The sequence below is a fragment of the Cupriavidus alkaliphilus genome, assembly GCF_014191175.1.
GTDB classification, from domain to species: domain Bacteria; phylum Pseudomonadota; class Gammaproteobacteria; order Burkholderiales; family Burkholderiaceae; genus Cupriavidus; species Cupriavidus alkaliphilus.
Genome location: NZ_JACHWE010000006.1, coordinates 162,183 through 179,783, shown reverse-complemented (window position 1 = coordinate 179,783; position 17,601 = coordinate 162,183). Strand labels below are relative to the sequence as shown.

Below are 17,601 nucleotides of genomic sequence, written 5' to 3'. Positions count from 1 at the left end.
ACCTCCCCCGATCGCCATCCGGCGGCTGTTCCACCAGCGAATTGGCCGCCGCCCCGCTCCCCCATAAGCTCGAGGTGTCCCTGCAAATGCTCCCGGGCAACCGTCGGAGCCCCGCAGAATAGCCTCGCGGAGAACAAGCAAATGAGTCATTTCCTGGATCGACTGAAGTTCATGTCGCGCGTCAAGTCCACCTATGCGGACGGCCACGGCGCGGTGGTGAACGAAGACCGCAAGTGGGAAGACGGCTACCGCAGCCGCTGGCAGCACGACAAGATCGTGCGCTCCACCCACGGCGTAAACTGCACCGGCTCGTGCTCCTGGAAGGTCTACGTCAAGAACGGCCTGATCACCTGGGAAACGCAGCAGACCGACTACCCGCGCACGCGCCCGGACCTGCCCAACCATGAGCCCCGCGGCTGCCCGCGCGGCGCATCGTACAGCTGGTACGTCTACTCCGCGCAGCGCGTCAAGTACCCGATGATCCGCGGCCGGCTGATGGAAATGTGGCGCGAGGCCCGCAAGACCATGGACCCGATCGCAGCCTGGGAGTCGATCAGCCAGGACCCGAAGAAGGCGGCACGGTACAAGAGCGTGCGCGGCCAGGGCGGCTTCGTGCGCGCCGACTGGAACACCGCCACCGAGATGATCGCCGCGGCCAACGCCTTTACCGTGAAGAAGTTCGGCCCGGACCGCGTGATCGGCTTCTCGCCGATCCCGGCCATGTCGATGGTGTCCTATGCCGCGGGCGCGCGCTACCTGAGCCTGCTCGGCGGCGCCTGCCTGTCGTTCTATGACTGGTATTGCGACCTGCCGCCGGCCAGCCCGCAGATCTGGGGCGAGCAGACCGACGTGCCCGAATCGGCCGACTGGTACAACTCCACCTACCTGATGGTGTGGGGCTCCAACGTGCCGCAGACGCGCACCCCCGACGCCCACTTCTACACCGAGGTGCGCTACAAGGGCACCAAGACCGTCGCGGTCTCTTCCGACTTCGGCGAGATGGTCAAGTTCGGCGATATCTGGCTGGCGCCGAAGCAAGGCACCGATGCCGCGCTGGCCATGGCGATGGGCCACGTAGTGCTCAAGGAATTCCATGCCAGCGGCAAGTCCGCGTACTTCCGCGACTATGTGAAGCAGTACACCGACATGCCGATGCTGGTGCTGCTGCGCGAGCATGGCGACACGCTGGTGCCCGACCATTTCCTGCGTGCCTCGCACCTGGCCGACAACCTCGGCGAAGCCAACCATCCGGAATGGAAGACGCTGCTGGTCGACGACGCCACCGGCGAGATCGTCGCGCCCAACGGCTCGATCGGCTTCCGCTGGGGCGAAGCCGCGCACAACGACGGCGCAAAGGTGGGCCGCTGGAACCTGGAACTGAAGGACGGCGGCAGCGGCCGCGCGGTCGAGCCGCGCCTGTCGCTGCTCGGCCACGGTGACGAAGTGGTCGAGGTCGGCTTCCCCTACTTCGGCGGCGAGCACGACGAGCTGCTGCGCCGCCGCGTGCCGGCGCGCCGCATCACGCTGGCCGACGGCAGCAGCGCGCTGGTGGCGACCGTGTATGACCTGCAGATGGCCAACTACGGTGTCGACCAGGGCCTGGGCGGTCCCAACGTGGCGTCGTCGTATGAGGACGACGTGCCCTACACCCCGGCCTGGCAGGAAAAGCACACCTCGGTGCCGGCCCGCCTGGTGACACAGGTTGCGCGCGAGTTCGCCGACAACGCCGATCGCACGCAAGGCAAGAGCATGGTGATCGTCGGTGCCGCGCTGAATCACTGGTACCACAACGACATGATCTACCGCGGCATCATCAACCTGCTGATGATGTGCGGCTGCATCGGCAAGAGCGGCGGCGGCTGGGCCCACTATGTCGGCCAGGAAAAGCTGCGCCCGCAGTTCGGCTGGGCCCCGCTGGCATTCGGCCTGGACTGGTCGCGCCCGCCGCGCCAGATGAACGGCACCTCGTTCTTCTACAACCACACCAGCCAGTGGCGCCACGAGAAGCTGGCCGTCGACGAGATCCTGTCGCCGACCGCCGATCGCAAGCGCTATGACGGCCTGTCGCTGCTGGACCTGAACGCCAGGTCCGAGCGCATGGGCTGGCTGCCGTCGGCGCCGCAGCTTGGCACCAATCCGCTCGACGTGGTCGACGCGGCCGAACGGGCCGGCAAGGATCCGGTGGCCTACACGGTCGAGCAACTGAAGTCGGGCGCGCTGCAGTTCGCCTGCGACGATCCCGACAACCCGGCCAACTTTCCGCGCAACATGTTCGTGTGGCGCTCCAACATCCTGGGCAGCTCGGGCAAGGGACATGAGTATTTCCTGAAGTACCTGCTGGGCACGCAGAACGCCGTGTTCGGGGACGAGGCCGACGCGATCACGCCGAGCGAAGTCAACGTGCGCCCGGCCGCCGAAGGCAAGCTCGACCTGCTGACCGTGCTCGACTTCCGCATGAGCACCACCTGCCTGTACGGCGACATCGTGCTGCCGACGGCAACGTGGTACGAGAAGGACGACCTCAACACGTCCGACATGCACCCCTTCATCCACCCGCTGTCCGAAGCCGTGCAGCCGCTGTGGGAAAGCAAGACCGACTGGGAGATCTACAAGGCCATCGCGAAGAAGTTCAGCGAGATCGCCGGACCGTACCTGGGCACGCGCAAAGACCTGGTCTGCACGCCGCTGCTGCACGACACCCCGGGCGAACTCGGCCAGCCGTTCGAGCCGAAGGACTGGAAGGCCGGCGAGTGCGACCTGATCCCGGGCAAGACCGCGCCGTCGATGACGGTGGTCGAGCGCAACTACGCGGACATCTACAAGAAGTTCACCTCGATCGGCCCGCTGCTCGACAAGCTCGGCAATGGCGGCAAGGGCATCAACTGGAATACCCAGCATGAGGTGAAGGAGATCGGCGACCTGAGCCACACGGTGACGGAGCCTGGCGTGAGCCAGGGCCGCCCGAAGCTCGAGACGGCCATCGACGCCGCCGAGATGATCCTCACCTTCGCCCCCGAAACCAACGGCCACGTCGCCGTCAAGGCGTGGGAAGCGCTGTCGAAGATCACCGGCCGCGACCACACCCATCTCGCCGAAGGGCGCGAGCACGACAAGATCCGCTTCCGCGACGTGCAGGCGCAGCCGCGCAAGATCATCTCCGCGCCGACATGGTCGGGGCTGGAATCGGAAGAGGTCAGCTACAACGCCGGCTACACCAACGTGCACGAGCTGATCCCCTGGCGCACGCTGACCGGCCGCCAGCAGTTCTGGCAAGACCACCGCTGGATGCTGGACTTCGGCGAAGGCGCGTGCGTGTACAAGCCCGCCATCGACACCAAGACCGTGGCGCCGATGCTGGGCAAGAAGCCCAACGGCAACCCGGAGCTGGTGCTGAACTGGATCACGCCGCACCAGAAGTGGGGCATCCACTCCACCTACTCCGACAACCTGCGCATGCTGACGCTGTCGCGCGGCGGCCCGCACGTATGGATCTCGGAAGCCGAGGCCAAGGCCAACGGCATCCGCGACAACGACTGGGTCGAGGTCTTCAACGTCAACGGCACGCTGACGGCGCGCGTGGTGGTGTCGCAGCGCGTGCCGAAGGGCATGTGCCTGATGTACCACGCCCAGGAAAAGATCGTGAATGTGCCGGGCGCCGAGACCAGCGGCATGCGTGGCGGCATCCACAACTCGGTCACGCGCGCCGTGACCAAGCCCACCCACATGATCGGCGGCTACGCGCAGCTGGCCTACGGCTTCAACTACTACGGCACCGTCGGCAGCAACCGCGACGAGTTCGTGATCCTGCGCAAGATGAAGAAGGTCGACTGGCTCGAAGGGCCGCTCGTGGAATCGAACAAGGAAGGAGCAACGCAATGAAGATCCGCGCCCAGGTAGCCATGGTGCTGAACCTCGACAAGTGCATCGGCTGCCATACCTGCTCCGTGACCTGCAAAAACGTGTGGACCAGCCGCGACGGCGTCGAGTATGCGTGGTTCAACAACGTCGAGACCAAGCCCGGCATCGGCTATCCCAAGGAATGGGAGAACCAGGACAAGTGGCAGGGCGGCTGGAAGCGCAATGCCGACGGCACGCTCGAGCCGCGCCAGGGCGGCAAGCTGAAGATCCTGGCGAACCTGTTCGCCAATCCCAACCTGCCGGCGATCGACGAGTACTACGAGCCCTTCACTTTCGACTACGAGCACCTGCAGAAGGCGCCGCTGTCGCAGACTCCGCCCACCGCGCGCCCGGTCTCGGTGCTGACCGGCCGCAAGATGGAAAAGATCGAGTGGGGCCCGAACTGGGAAGACGACCTCGGCGGCGAGTTCAGCTCGCGCGGCCGCGACAAGCTCTTCGACGACGTGCAGAAGGAGATGTACTCGACCTTCGAGAACACCTTCATGATGTACCTGCCGCGCCTGTGCGAGCACTGCCTGAACCCGGCCTGCGTGGCCTCGTGCCCGTCGGGCTCGATCTACAAGCGCGAGGACGACGGCATCGTGTTGGTCGACCAGGACAAGTGCCGCGGCTGGCGCATGTGCATCTCGGGCTGCCCGTACAAGAAGATCTATTTCAACTGGCAGAGCGGCAAGGCCGAGAAATGCCTGTTCTGCTATCCGCGCATCGAGGCCGGCCAGCCTACGATCTGCTCCGAGACCTGCGTCGGCCGCATCCGCTACCTCGGCGTGATGCTGTACGACGCCGACCGCATCGAGCAGGCCGCGTCGGTGGCCGACGAGCGCGACCTGTACCAGTCGCAGCTCGACGTCTTCCTCGATCCGCACGACCCGGCCGTGCAGGCCGAGGCGCTGCGCCAGGGCATCCCGCAAAGCTGGCTCGACGCCGCGCGCAAGTCGCCGGTCTACAAGATGGCGTGCGAGTGGAAGGTCGCCTTCCCGCTGCACCCCGAGTACCGCACGCTGCCGATGGTCTGGTACATCCCGCCGCTGTCGCCGATCCAGTCGGCGGCCGAAGCGGGCCACATGGGCATGAACGGCATCATCCCCGACGTCAAGAGCCTGCGCATCCCGGTCAAGTACCTGGCCAACCTGCTGACCGCGGGCGACGTGATGCCGGTGCTGTCGGCACTGGACCGCATGCTGGCGATGCGCGCCTACAAGCGCTCGCAGGTGGTGGACGGCGTGCAGGACCTCGACGTGCTGAAGCAGGTGGGCCTGACGCCCGCGCAGGTCGAGGACATGTACAAGACCATGGCCATCGCCAACTACGAGGACCGCTTCGTGATCCCGTCCTCGCACAAGGAGATGGTCGAGGACAGCTTCAACGACAAGGCCAGCTGCGGCTTCACCTTCGGCAACGGCTGCTCGGGCGGCACTTCGGACGGTGCGCTGTTCGGCAAGAAGCCGCAAGGCAGCGTGCATTTCGTCGACATGCCCAGGTCGCGCAAGAAGGCCGTGATGAGCTGAACGCCCGCGAACGAACCGGAGAACAACATGCCCCTCTATCCCATCCTCAGCGCGCTGCTCGGCTATCCCGAGCAGGAACTGCTCGACGCGCTGCCCGAGATCGACGCCGCGCTGGGCGAATGGCCGCAGGCGCGCGCACTGCTGGCGCCGGTGACCGGCCTGCTGCGCAGCGAGACGCTGATCACGCTGCAGGAAAACTATGTCGCCACCTTCGACCGCAACCCGGCGCACTCGCTGCACCTGTTCGAGCATGTACACGGCGAAAGCCGCGACCGCGGCCAGGCCATGGTCGACCTGATCGACGAGTACCGGCGCGCGGGCTTCGAACCCGCGGCGTCCGAGCTGCCCGACTACGTGCCGCTGTTCCTGGAGTTCCTCGGCGCGCTCGCGGGCGACGGCAACGAGGCACGCGCCGAGCAGCTGCTGGGCGAAGCCATCCACGTGCTGGCCGCGATCGGCGACCGGCTCGCGCGCAACCAGAGTCCCTACGCCGGCGCGTTCGCCGTGCTGCGCACGCTCACCGACGTGCAGCCGCAAGCGCAGCAGGAGCCGCCGGTGCGGGACATGGACGAGGCGCTGGAAACCTTCGGCCCGGGCGCCGATGGCGTGGAGCCGCTGCTGGCCCCGCACACCGGGCCGCAGGCGGTGAAGTTCTACCCGCGTGGCACGGCGCCGGTGCCGGCGCCTTGCTGAAGTGCTTACGCGAGCCGACTCTTTGCGCCCCTCTCTCGCGTGCGGGAGAGGGGCGGGGGTGGGGGCGGGAGCTTCAATGAAACGCCGGTGCTTAAACCACCCCTCACCCTACCCTCTCCCCTGCGGGGAGAGGGGAAAACAGCAGGCATAGACGGCGCCCAGCCAGCCCAATCCTCTCAACGAGCTCACACCATGGCAACCCTCCACCAATTCCTCTTCGGCATCTACCCGTACATCGCGCTTGCCATCTTCCTGTTCGGCAGCCTGGCCCGCTTCGAGCGCGAGCAATACACCTGGAAGACCGACAGCTCGCAGGTGCTGTATCGCGGCAACCTGCGCACCGGCAACATCCTGTTCCATGTCGGCATCCTGGGCCTGTTCTTCGGCCACCTGGTGGGCCTGCTGACTCCGGTGGCGGTGTGGGACGCGCTGGGCGTCTCGCACGGCTTCAAGCAGGGCGTGGCGATGGCCGCCGGCGGCGTGATGGGCACCATGTGCCTGGCCGGCCTGCTGATCCTGCTGCACCGCCGGCTGAGCAACGCGCGCGTGTCCGCGGTGACCCGCACCGGCGACAAGGTGCTGCTGCTGTGGCTGCTGGTGACGCTGCTGCTGGGCCTGTCCACCATCTTTGAATCGGCTGGCCATATGGACGGCCACATGATGGTGCAGCTGATGAACTGGGCACAGCACATCGTCACGCTGCGCGGCGACGCCGCCGGCTTTATCGCCGACGCCCCGCTGCTGTTCAAGGCGCACCTGTTCATGGGCATGACCCTGTTCGTGATCTTCCCGTTCACGCGGCTGGTGCATGTGTGGAGCGGCTTTGCCTCGCTCGGCTACCTCGGCCGCGCCTGGCAGCTGGTGCGCAGCCGCTGAGCGCCGCAAGCGCACAAGGAGAATCCGATGCCTGTCACCGTCAACGGCGTGGAACTGCGCGACGCCGATATCGAGCGCGAACTGGACCACCATCACGACGCCGCCAACCCGGCGCGGCTGGCCACCATCTCGGCGATCCTGCGCCTGCTGATGCGGGCCGAAGCCGCGCGCACCGGCCTGGACGCCGAAGCCATGGATGACGACGCGCTGGCGCAGACGCTGCTGGCGCGCGAGGCCGCCACGCCCGAAGCCGACGAAGCCAGCTGCCGCCGCCACTACGACAGCCACCCCGAGCGCTTCCGCGAAGGCGAATGGGTGGAAGCCGACCATATCCTGTTCCAGATCACGCCGCGGGTGCCGCTCGACGCGCTGCGCGAGGTCGCGGCGCAGACGCTGGCGCTGGTGCGCGGCGATCCCGCGAGCTTTGCTCATCATGCCAGCGCGCTGTCCAATTGCCCCAGCGGCGCCAACGGCGGCCGGCTGGGCCGCGTGTTCCGCGGCGAAACCGCGCCGGAGTTCGAGCGCGCACTGTTCGCGGCGCAGCAGGACGGCGTGCTGCCGCAGTTGCTTGAAACCCGTTATGGCCTGCATATCGTGCGCATCCTCGAGCGTTGCCCGGGCACGCGCCTGCCGTTCGAGGCGGTGCGCGGCGAGATCGCGCGCGCCCTCGGCGCCGCGGCGCGCGACCGCGCCTGGAAGCAGTACGCCAGCCTGCTGATCGGCCGCGCGCGCATCGAAGGCATCGAGCTCGAGGGCGCCGACAGCCCGCTGGTGCAATAGCGAGCGGAGGCGGCCGTGCATCACATCGAACATCTGCTCAAGGGTTTCGAACGCTTCCAGCAACGCTATTTCGACGACGAGCCCGGGCTGTTCGACAGCCTGCGCACCGGCCAGCGTCCGCCGACGCTGCTGATCGGCTGCAGCGACTCGCGCGTCGACCCCGGCCTGCTGCTCGGCTGCGATCCGGGCGAGCTGTTTACCGTGCGCAATATCGGCAACCTGGTGCCCCCTTGCACCGGCCGCCAAGAGGGCAGCCTGCACGGCGTGTCCGCGGCGATCCAGTTCGCGGTGCAGCAGCTGCGCGTGGCCCGCATCATCGTGATGGGCCACGGCGGCTGCGGCGGCATCCGCGCGCTGCTGGCGCAGCCGGCCGACGCCGGCGACCATGCGCCCGACGAGGGCGAGGATCCGGACTACCTTGGCGCGTGGGTCCGCATCGCCGCGCCGGCGCGGCGGCAGGTGGAGGAAACCCTCGCCGGGGCCAGCGCCGCGCAGCGCCAGCGCGCCTGCGAGCAGGCGGCGATCCTGGTGTCGCTGCGCAACCTGCAGACCTTCCCGTTCGTGCGGCGCGCCCTGGAAGCTGGCGCGCTGACGCTGCACGGCTGGTATTTCGATCTCCAGGCCGGCGCGCTGCTGGCCTATTCGCAGCGCGCCGATGCCTTCCTGCCGCTGGTATGTCCTTTGCCAGCCAGCGCCGCACCCGCCGCACCAACCGAATCCGTCACAACATGAATCCCTTTATCTTCGGCATCGCCGGCACCTCGGGCAGCGGCAAGACCACGCTGATTACCGCGCTGCTGCCGTGGTTTCGCGCCCACGGCCTGACCGTCAACGTGATCAAGCACAGCCATCATCCGCTGGAACTCGAGCCCCCCGGCAAGGACAGCGCGCGCTTTCGCGCAGCCGGTGCCACGGAAGTAATGGTGGCCTCGCCCTATCGCTACGCCATCGTGCGCGAGCTGGCCAACGAAGCCGAGCCGACGCTTGCTGAGCAGGTGGCGCGGCTGCGGCCTGCGGACATCACGCTGGTCGAAGGCTTCCGCAGCGAGGATATTCCGCGCATCGAGGTGTATCGCCCGGCGCATGGACGTGCACCCTACTATCCCTGCGATCCTTCGATCGTTGCGGTGGCTACCGATGCGCGGCTCGACACCTTGCTGCCCTGCCTGCCGCTGGACCATACCGCGCGAGTGGGGCAGTTCATCCTCGCCCTGCGCGACCGCGACCAGGCGGATCCGCTCGACCCTGGCGCTTTCCTCAAAGCGATGGAGATGATCGCCATCTGACGGCGGCCCCGACGGCCTGTGCAGGATGGCGCGCCTGTGCCTGGCCGGAGCGCCGGCGCCAGTGCCCGCCCCGCCACCCAACTCGACAATTTCCGCACGCCGCCTATCTTTAGGGGTGCCAGTACCGTCGCCGTCGGTGCTGCCGCCTGCCCCTGCGCGGCAGGCGGCAGCCACGGATGCGCGCGGACCCCCAGCAATAAGCGAATGAACGAGGACTCGCCCCCGCGGCAGAACTACGAGGATGCCTTGCTCGGCATCGTGGGGGAGATGTCTACCGCTATGCGGCCGCAGGCCGAATCCGGTGCACCGACCGGCGCCTCGATGGACAGCGCGCTCGAAGCCGACCTGGGCTTCGACAGCCTGACGCGCGCCGAACTGCTGACCCGCATCGAGCAGCGTTTCGGCGTCAGCCTGCCGGAGCAGGTACTGGCCCAGGCGGACACGCCGCGCGCGCTGCTGCGCGCCGTGCTCGCCGCCAGGGACCTGCCGCCCGGCGCCGAGGACGGGGCCGCCGGGCCGGCCAGCCCGGCATCGGCAGAAGCCGCGGCGCAGGCGCCGGAAGGCGCCGCCACGGTCACGGACGTGCTGCACTGGCACCTGCACCGCCACCCTGACCATACTCACATCATCCTGCATGGCGGCGAAGGCGAAGAGACGTCGATCACCTTTGCGCAACTGCACCGGCGCGCCGGCAGCGTCGCCGCCGGCCTGGCCGCGCGCGGCGTGCGCGCCGGTACCACCGTGGCGCTGATGCTGCCAACCAGCGCGGAGTATTTCTATTGCTTTACCGGCATCCTGATGGCAGGCGGGATACCCGTGCCGCTCTACCCGCCAGTGCGGCTGGCGCAGATCGGCGACCACTTGCAGCGCCACGCCGGCATCTTGGCCAACGCGCAGGCGCCGATCCTGATCACGGTGGCCGAAGCCCGGCCGCTCGCCACCCTGCTCAAGGCCAGCACCGGCACGCTGCATAGCGTGCTGACGCCTCAGGAAGTGGAGGACACCGCCGCCGCGCCCGTTAATGCGATGCCGGGCGCGCATGACATCGCGCTGCTGCAGTACACCTCGGGCAGCACCGGCTCGCCCAAGGGCGTGGTGCTGACGCATGCCAACCTGCTGGCCAACCTGCGCGCCATGGGCATGGCACTGTCGGTCGACTCGCGCGACGTCTTTGTCAGCTGGCTGCCCCTGTATCACGATATGGGCCTGATCGGCGCCTGGCTGGGCAGCCTGTACTATGCCTTCCCGCTGGTGGTGATGTCGCCGCTGACGTTCCTGGCACGGCCCGAGCGCTGGCTCTGGGCGATCCACAAGTACCGGGGCACGCTGTCGGGCGGGCCCAATTTCGCTTATGAACTGTGCCTGCACAGGCTGGCACACGCGGACCTGGCGGGGCTGGACCTGTCGAGCTGGCGTTTCGCCTTCAACGGCGCCGAGCCCGTGAGCCTGCAGACCATGCGCAAGTTCGCAGCGCGCTTTGCCCCGCATGGCCTGCGCGCACAGGCGGCGGCGCCGGTCTACGGGCTGGCGGAGGCATCGGTGGGCCTGACGTTCCCGCCGCCGGGACGCGCCTTGACTGCCGACCGCATCGACCGCGCCGCATTCGTACACACATCGCGCGCCATTCCCGCCGCGGCGGACCGACAGGACGTGGCAGCCGAACGCGATGTGCTGGAGATCCCTTCGTGCGGCCGGCCACTGCCCGGCCACGATATCCGCATCGTCGACGCCAGCGGCTGCGAACTGCCCGAGCGGCGGGAGGGCCTGCTGCAGTTCCGCGGGCCCTCGGCCACCAGCGGCTATTTCCGCAACCCGGTGCAGACGCGCAAGCTCTTCGACCACGGCTGGCTCAACACCGGCGACTATGGCTATATCGCCGACGGCGAGCTCTACGTCACCGGGCGCGCCAAGGAAACCATCGTTCGCGGCGGCCGCAATCTCTATCCCTACGAAGTGGAGCAGGCCATCGGCGCCATTCCCGGGATCCGCAAGGGCTGCGTCGCGGTGTTCGGCAGCCCCGATCCGGACACCGGCACCGAGCATATCGTCGTGATGGCGGAAACCTCGGCAACGGACCAGGCCGCGCGCAGCGCGCTGCAACGGCAGGCGCTGAAGACCGCGCTCGATATACTCGGCATGCCGCCGGACCATGTCGTACTGGTGCCGCCGCACACCATCCTGAAGACGTCGAGCGGCAAGATCCGGCGCGCCGCTTGCCGCGAGCGGTTCGAGCATGGCGGCACCGGCCATGGCCAAGCCGCACCGTGGCTGCAGATCGCGCGCTTCGGCTGGCAGGCGCTGCTGCCGCAGCTGCGGCGCGGCCGGCATGCCGCTGCCGGCCTGTCGTATTCGCTGTATGCGTGGCTGTTGTTCGCCGCGATGGCGCCCGTGACGTGCCTGGCATCGGTGGCAATGCACCGGCCAGCCATGGGATGGGCGCTCAGCCACCACGCCGCCCGGCTGCTGCTGCGGCTGGCCGCCGTCCCATGGTTCGTGCAGGGGTTGGAGCACCTGCCGCGCCATCGCGCCTGCGTGCTGGTATCGAACCATGCCAGCTACCTGGACGGCATCGTGCTGGTTGCCGCACTCCCGCTGCCGGTGTGTGTCGTGGCCAAGCGCGAGCTGCAAACGCAACGCATCCCGGCCGCCTACCTGTCCAGCATCGGGGCCGACTTTATCGACCGCTTCGACAACGTGCGTGAATCCGAGGCCATCGAGCGGCTGGTCGCGGCGGTGCGCGCCGGGCGCTCGGTGCTGCTGTTCCCGGAAGGCACCTTCGGTCGCGAGTCCGGGCTGCAACGTTTCCGCTCCGGCGCCTTCGTCGCCGCTGCCCGTGCCGGCGCCCCGGTGGTTCCCGTTGCGCTGCGGGGCACCCGCTCGGTGCTGCGCGACGGCCAGTGGCTGCCGCGCCGGGGACCGGTCAGCGTCGTCATCGGCCGGCCCCTGCCGCCTGACGGTCAGGACTGGTCGGCCGCAATGCGGCTGCGCAATGCGGCCCGCGCTGAAATCCTGCACTACTGCGGCGAACCCGACGCGCTGCGCGGGAAGGCGCAGGTCGCGCGGCGCCTCGCGCGGCCGCTGCCATGATCCCCGCCGGCCGGACCTGGCGCCAGCCGCCGGCCATCCCACCCGCCGTCTCACTCGCCGTCTCACCATAAGGCAATGGAGACCTTTGCCACCGCCCCGATGTGGGCTGGATTTTTCGTCCTGGTGCTGGGCACCCTGCTGGTGGACATATTCGTGCTTGGCGGGCGGCACGCGCACCGGGTCTCCTCGCGCGAGGCGCTGGGATGGACCCTGACCTGGATGACGCTGGCCACGCTGTTCGGCCTGGCGCTGTGGTGGGTGGTGGCCGAGGACGCCGGGCACGACGCGGCCTATCGCAAGGTGCTGGAGTTCTACACCGGCTACCTGATCGAGCTGTCGCTGTCGGTCGACAACATGTTCGTGTTTGCGATGATCTTCAGCTATTTCGCCGTGCCGCCGGAACTGCAGCGCCGCGTGCTGCTGCTCGGCGTGCTTGGCGCCATCCTGATGCGCGCCGCCATGATCCTGGTGGGGGTATGGCTGATCAGCCAGTTCGCCTGGATCCTCTATGTGTTCGGCGTGTTCCTCGTCATCACCGGCATCAAGATGCTGTTCATTTCCAGGCACGCGCCCGACCTCTCGCGCAATCCCATCGTGCGCTTCCTGTGCGCGCATATGCGGATCACCTCGTCGTACCACGGCGAACGCTTCTTCGTGCGCATCGACGGGCTGCGTCATGCCACCCCGATGTTCGTGGTGGTACTGATGGTCGAGGCTACCGACCTGGTGTTCGCGGTCGACAGCATCCCGGCGATCTTCGCCGTGACCACCGATCCGTTCATTGTCTTCACGTCCAACATCTTCGCGATCATGGGCCTGCGGGCCCTGTATTTCCTGCTCGCCAACCTGGCGGCGCATTTCCAGTACCTGAAGTACGGACTCGCCATCGTGCTCGCCTTTATCGGCGCCAAGATGCTGGTCGAGCCGTGGTTCCACGTACCGGTGCACTGGTCGCTGTGCGCGGTCGCGATGACGCTGTTCGTCTCCGTCCTGCTCAGCCAGGCCAGGACCAGGCGAGCCGCCGCAGCGGGCGATCAGCCGGGCCGCAGCGGCGCACCGCGCGGTCGCGGGGCCGGGAACCGGCGCACATGAGGAGCAAGCCATGAACATAATCCTGCTGGCGACCGACGGGTCGTCCTATAGCGATGCGGCCGCGCGCTTCCTGGCGCAAAGCCCCCTGCTGACCCGGGACCTCGTCGTGCACGTGGTGCATTGCGAACCGGATGTGCCCGGCGACATCAAGACGTTCATCGATCGCGGCACGCTCGAGGACTGGCATCGCGAACAGAACGAGAAGGCGATGGCCTCGGTGACCACCATCCTCGGCGAGGCCGGGATCGCATTCGAGCGCCACGGCCTCACGGGCTTCGCGCCAGCCCGCATCGTCGAGTATGCGCGCCAGATCGGTGCCAGCCTGATCGTGATGGGCTCGCATGGCCGCGGCGGCTTCCTCGATGCCATCGTCGGGTCGGTGGCAAGACGGGTCCTCGCCGATGCGCACTGCCCTGTGTTGCTGATCAAGCATTAGCGGCGCGTCCCGCAACGCGCTTCGCTCCCTCTCCCGCAAGCGGGGGAGGGAGTACCCGATCGGCACGTTCGTTCCACCGCAACGCGCCAAAGCGCATTCCGTCATCTCTGCGCCAACCGGCGAACACCGAAAAGAAAACCGAAAAGAAAACCGTTGCGTGACATCCCGCACGGTTTGATGCCAGTCAAGCCCCTTCTCGCAGTGTGTCCGCATCATCACTGCAAGCGCCTGGTGCCCAGTTCGCACCCCACAAGCACCTCGACAACAGCTTTCCACAACCCGCTGAACCACGGCACCATGAAAGCAAGAAAATGGCTTTATCCCGCATTCGCGGCACTGCCGCTCTCGCTCTGGCTGGGTCTTCCCCAGGCAGCCACCAACACCGCAAGGACCGCGCCGAAGCCTGAAGCAAAGGCCGAACAGAAGGCCGCCATCCCCACCCTGACCACCGCCGAATTCGACCATGCGCGGCAAATCTACTTCGAACGCTGCGCCGGCTGCCACGGCGTGCTGCGCAAGGGTGCCACCGGCAAGGCGCTGACGCCCGACATCACCCGCGCGCGCGGCACCGAATACCTGAAGACCTTCATCAAGTACGGCAGCCCTGCCGGCATGCCCAACTGGGGCACCTCGGGCGACCTCACCGACAAGGAAGTCGACCTGATGGCGCGCTACATCCAGCTCGATCCGCCGACCCCGCCCGAGTTCTCGCTGGCCGATATCGAGAAAAGCCGCAAGGACATCCTGCCCGTCGCCAAGCGCCCGACGCAGAAGATGAACCAGTACAACCTGGACAACCTGTTCTCGGTCACGCTGCGCGACGCCGGCGAGGTGGCGCTGATCGACGGCGACAGCAAGCAGATCATCAATATCGTCAAGACCGGCTACGCGGTGCATATCTCGCGCATGTCGGCGTCGGGGCGCTACCTGTACGTGATCGGCCGCGACGCGCGGCTGGACCTGATCGACCTGTGGCTGCCCAAGCCCGATATCGTCGCCGAGGTAAAGATCGGCATGGAGGCGCGCTCGGTCGAGACCTCCAAGTACAAGGGCTACGAGGACAAGTACGCGGTGGCCGGCTCCTATTGGCCGCCGCAGTACGTGATCATGGAGGGCGACACCCTCAAGCCGCTGAAGGTGGTATCCACGCGCGGCATGACCGTGGACAACGAATACCATCCCGAGCCGCGTGTGGCGTCGATCGTGGCCAGCCATTTCCATCCGGAATTCGTGATCAACGCCAAGGAGACCGGCAAGATCCTGATGGTCAACTACTCGGACCTGGCCAACCTGAAGACCACCACCATCGACTCGGCCAAGTTCCTGCATGACGGCGGCTTCGATTCGACCGGGCGCTACTTCCTGGTGGCGGCCAATGCCTCCGACAAGATCGCCGTGGTCGACACCAAGGAAGACAAGCTGGCCGCGCTGGTCAACGTCGGCAAGACCCCGCACCCTGGCCGCGGCGCCAACTTCACGCATCCGCAGTTCGGCCCGGTCTGGGCCACCAGCCACCTGGGCGACGAGACCATCAGCCTGATCGGCACCGATCCCGCCGGCCACCCCGCGCAAGCGTGGAAGGTGGTGCAGACGGTCAAGGGCCAGGGCGGCGGCTCGCTCTTCATCAAGACCCATCCCAAGTCGTCCAACCTGTGGGTCGATACGCCGCTGAATCCGGATGCCAAGCTCAACCAGTCGGTCGCGGTGTTCGACACGCGCAACCTCGACGCCGGCTTCAAGGTGCTGCCCATCGCGGAGTGGGCCGACCTGAAGGGCAGCGGCGCCAAGCGGGTGGTGCAGGCCGAGTACAACAAGGCCGGCGACGAAGTCTGGTTCTCGGTCTGGGGCACCAAGGACGGTGAATCCGCGCTGGTGGTGGTCGACGACAAGACCCGCGCACTCAAGACCGTGATCAAGGACAAGCGCCTGATCACGCCGACCGGCAAGTTCAACGCCTACAACACGCAGCACGACGTCTACTGAGGCCGCGCCCTCGCTGCGCCGCGGCGCAGCGAGGGCCGTCATCGTCCCCACGCACTTTCCACGGAGATTGCATCATGCGAACCCAACACGCGCTGACAGCGCTCGCCGCAGCGATCGGCTGCCTGCTGGCGCTCGGCGCCGCCGTGCCGGCACACGCCAGCCAGGCCCTGGCATCGAGCAAGGCCTGCCTGGCGTGCCACAGCCTCGACAAGAAAATGGTCGGGCCAGCCTTCCAGGACATCAAGGGCAAATACACCGGCCGCAAGGACGGGCAGGCTCAGATGGTCCAGTCCATCCTGAAAGGCAGCAGCGGCCGCTGGGGCCCGGTGCCGATGCCGGCCAACGCCGTCAGCCAGGCCGACGCCAACACGCTGGCCAAATGGATCCTGTCCCTCTGAACCGCGCCGCGTGGCGCCGCGCCGCTGCTGCCGCGCTGGTCGCCACGCTGTTCGCCACGCCGGGCGCACGCGCGCTGGCCACCGTCGATCCGCCCGCGCCGGCGCGGCAGGCGCAGCTGGCGCACTGGCTGCGCGATGACTGCGGCGCCTGCCACGGCATGACCCTACGCGGCGGACTGGGCCCGCCGCTGACGCCCGCGGGCCTGGCCGGCAAGCCGCCTGACGGCCTGGTCGCCACCGTGCTGTACGGCCGGCCCGGCACGGCGATGCCGCCCTGGAAACCATTCATGACGCAGGATGAAGCCCGATGGCTGATCGATCGACTGCAGGCCGGCCAGCCGCCGGCCGTCTTGCCGCCAGGCAACTGATGCGCGGCCTGGCTGCGGCGGCGTGCGCGGTGCTGGTGGCCGTGCTGGCCGCTGGTTGCGCCGCCGGCATGCGCGGCACCGGCGACCTGGGCGTGGTAGTGGAGCGCGCCGCGGGCCGGCTGCAGATCGTGGAGACCACCGGCATGACCCGCCTGGCCACGGTCGCGGGACTGGGCGACCTGTCGCACGCCAGCGTGGTGTTCTCGCGCGATGCGCGCTACGCCTATGTCTTCGGCCGCGATGGCGGCCTGACGCGCGTCGACCTGCTCGGCGCCCGCATCACCCATCGCGTGCTGCAGGCCGGCAACAGCATTGGCGGCGCCATCTCGCAGGACGGCCGGGTGGTGGCGGCGCAGAACTACGCGCCCGGGGGTATCCGCCTGTTCGATGCCCAGACGCTCGAACCGCTGGCGGAGCTTCCCGCCATCGGCAGCGACGGACGCCGCGCCAAGGTGGTCGGACTGGCCGACCTGCCCGGCCGGCGCTTCGCCGCCAGCCTGTTCGAATCCGGCGAAATCTGGATCATCGATGCCGGCGACCCGCGCCACCCGCAGGTGACCCGGCTGCCCGCCGGCCGCGAGCCTTACGACGGGCTGGTCACGCCCGATGGCCGCTGGTACCTGGCCGGCCTGTTCGGCGAAGACGGGCTGGCGCTGGTCGACCTGTGGCAGGTTCCCCCTCAGGCGCGCCGCATCCTGTCCGGCTACGGCCGCGGCAACGCGCCGCTGCCGGTCTACAAGATGCCGCACCTGCGCGGCTGGGCCATGGCGCAGGGCATGGCATGGCTGCCGGCGATCGGGCGCCATGAAGTCCTGGTGGCCGATCCGGCCAACGGCTGGCGCGAAGCGGCGCGCGTGGCGCTGGCGGGCCAGCCGGTATTCGCCATGGCGCGGCCCGACGGCCGCCAGGTCTGGGTCAATTTCGCCTTCCCGCATAACGACACCGTGCAGGTGATCGACACCGCCACGCGCCAGGTGGTGCGCACGCTGCAACCGTGCCGCGGCGTGCTGCACATGGAATTCACGCCCAAGGGCGAGGCGCTGTGGCTGTCCTGCCGCGACGACAACCGCGTCGAGGTTTACGACACCGCCACGCTGGAACGCCTGGCCACGCTGCCGGCCGACAATCCCAGCGGCATCTTCTTCACCGCGCGCGCGCAGCGCTTCGGCATGTAGG

13 protein-coding genes and 1 pseudogene are annotated in these 17,601 nt (G+C 67.9%); all 14 read left to right on the top strand.

Annotation, left to right across the window (positions count from 1 at the left end; genetic code table 11):
* Window positions 1-141: 141 nt before the first annotated feature.
* The 14 genes and pseudogenes from FHX60_RS20975 to FHX60_RS20910 all read left to right on the top strand — a co-directional run bounded on the left by FHX60_RS20975 (window position 142) and on the right by FHX60_RS20910 (window position 17,600).
* Window positions 142-3,879, top strand: coding sequence for a nitrate reductase subunit alpha (locus tag FHX60_RS20975; RefSeq protein WP_092314357.1), 3,738 nt, complete (start codon window positions 142-144; stop codon window positions 3,877-3,879).
* Entirely contained in the window at window positions 3,876-5,426 is a 1,551-nt protein-coding gene (narH, locus tag FHX60_RS20970) for a nitrate reductase subunit beta (RefSeq protein ID WP_183284489.1), read from the top strand. The genes FHX60_RS20975 and narH overlap by 4 nt, the downstream gene beginning before the upstream one ends.
* A gap of 27 nt (window positions 5,427-5,453) precedes the next feature.
* Complete coding sequence (gene narJ, locus FHX60_RS20965; RefSeq protein ID WP_112775846.1) at window positions 5,454-6,119, top strand: nitrate reductase molybdenum cofactor assembly chaperone; 666 nt, start codon at window positions 5,454-5,456, stop codon at window positions 6,117-6,119.
* Window positions 6,120-6,311: 192 nt separating this feature from the next.
* Window positions 6,312-6,995: a respiratory nitrate reductase subunit gamma gene (gene narI / locus FHX60_RS20960; protein WP_112775845.1), complete on the top strand. Its 684-nt coding sequence runs from the start codon at window positions 6,312-6,314 to the stop codon at window positions 6,993-6,995.
* A 27-nt stretch (window positions 6,996-7,022) separates the two neighbouring features.
* Window positions 7,023-7,775, top strand: coding sequence for a peptidylprolyl isomerase (locus tag FHX60_RS20955; protein WP_183284488.1), 753 nt, complete (start codon window positions 7,023-7,025; stop codon window positions 7,773-7,775).
* A 15-nt stretch (window positions 7,776-7,790) separates the two neighbouring features.
* Entirely contained in the window at window positions 7,791-8,507 is a 717-nt protein-coding gene (locus FHX60_RS20950) for a carbonic anhydrase (protein WP_112775843.1), read from the top strand.
* Window positions 8,504-9,061 (top strand): molybdopterin-guanine dinucleotide biosynthesis protein B, encoded by a 558-nt coding sequence (gene mobB / locus FHX60_RS20945; RefSeq protein ID WP_183284487.1) that lies wholly within the window; start codon window positions 8,504-8,506, stop codon window positions 9,059-9,061. The genes FHX60_RS20950 and mobB overlap by 4 nt, the downstream gene beginning before the upstream one ends.
* 204 nt (window positions 9,062-9,265) lie before the next feature.
* Complete coding sequence (locus tag FHX60_RS20940) at window positions 9,266-12,148, top strand: AMP-binding protein (RefSeq protein ID WP_183284486.1); 2,883 nt, start codon at window positions 9,266-9,268, stop codon at window positions 12,146-12,148.
* A gap of 75 nt (window positions 12,149-12,223) precedes the next feature.
* Window positions 12,224-13,240 (top strand): TerC family protein, encoded by a 1,017-nt coding sequence (locus FHX60_RS20935; protein WP_183284485.1) that lies wholly within the window; start codon window positions 12,224-12,226, stop codon window positions 13,238-13,240.
* Window positions 13,241-13,250: 10 nt separating this feature from the next.
* Window positions 13,251-13,676 carry a universal stress protein gene (locus FHX60_RS20930; protein WP_183284484.1) on the top strand — a complete coding sequence of 142 codons (426 nt, stop codon included), beginning with the start codon at window positions 13,251-13,253 and terminating at the stop codon, window positions 13,674-13,676.
* A gap of 441 nt (window positions 13,677-14,117) precedes the next feature.
* Window positions 14,118-15,659 (top strand): annotated as a pseudogene (locus FHX60_RS20925) (cytochrome D1 domain-containing protein); the annotation flags it as partial.
* A gap of 74 nt (window positions 15,660-15,733) precedes the next feature.
* Window positions 15,734-16,057 carry a c-type cytochrome gene (locus tag FHX60_RS20920; protein WP_183284482.1) on the top strand — a complete coding sequence of 108 codons (324 nt, stop codon included), beginning with the start codon at window positions 15,734-15,736 and terminating at the stop codon, window positions 16,055-16,057.
* Window positions 16,039-16,425: a c-type cytochrome gene (locus FHX60_RS20915; protein WP_183284481.1), complete on the top strand. Its 387-nt coding sequence runs from the start codon at window positions 16,039-16,041 to the stop codon at window positions 16,423-16,425. Before FHX60_RS20920 ends, FHX60_RS20915 begins: the two co-directional genes overlap by 19 nt.
* Window positions 16,425-17,600 (top strand): cytochrome D1 domain-containing protein, encoded by a 1,176-nt coding sequence (locus FHX60_RS20910; protein WP_221210089.1) that lies wholly within the window; start codon window positions 16,425-16,427, stop codon window positions 17,598-17,600. The genes FHX60_RS20915 and FHX60_RS20910 overlap by 1 nt, the downstream gene beginning before the upstream one ends.
* The last annotated feature ends 1 nt before the right edge of the window (window position 17,601 follow it).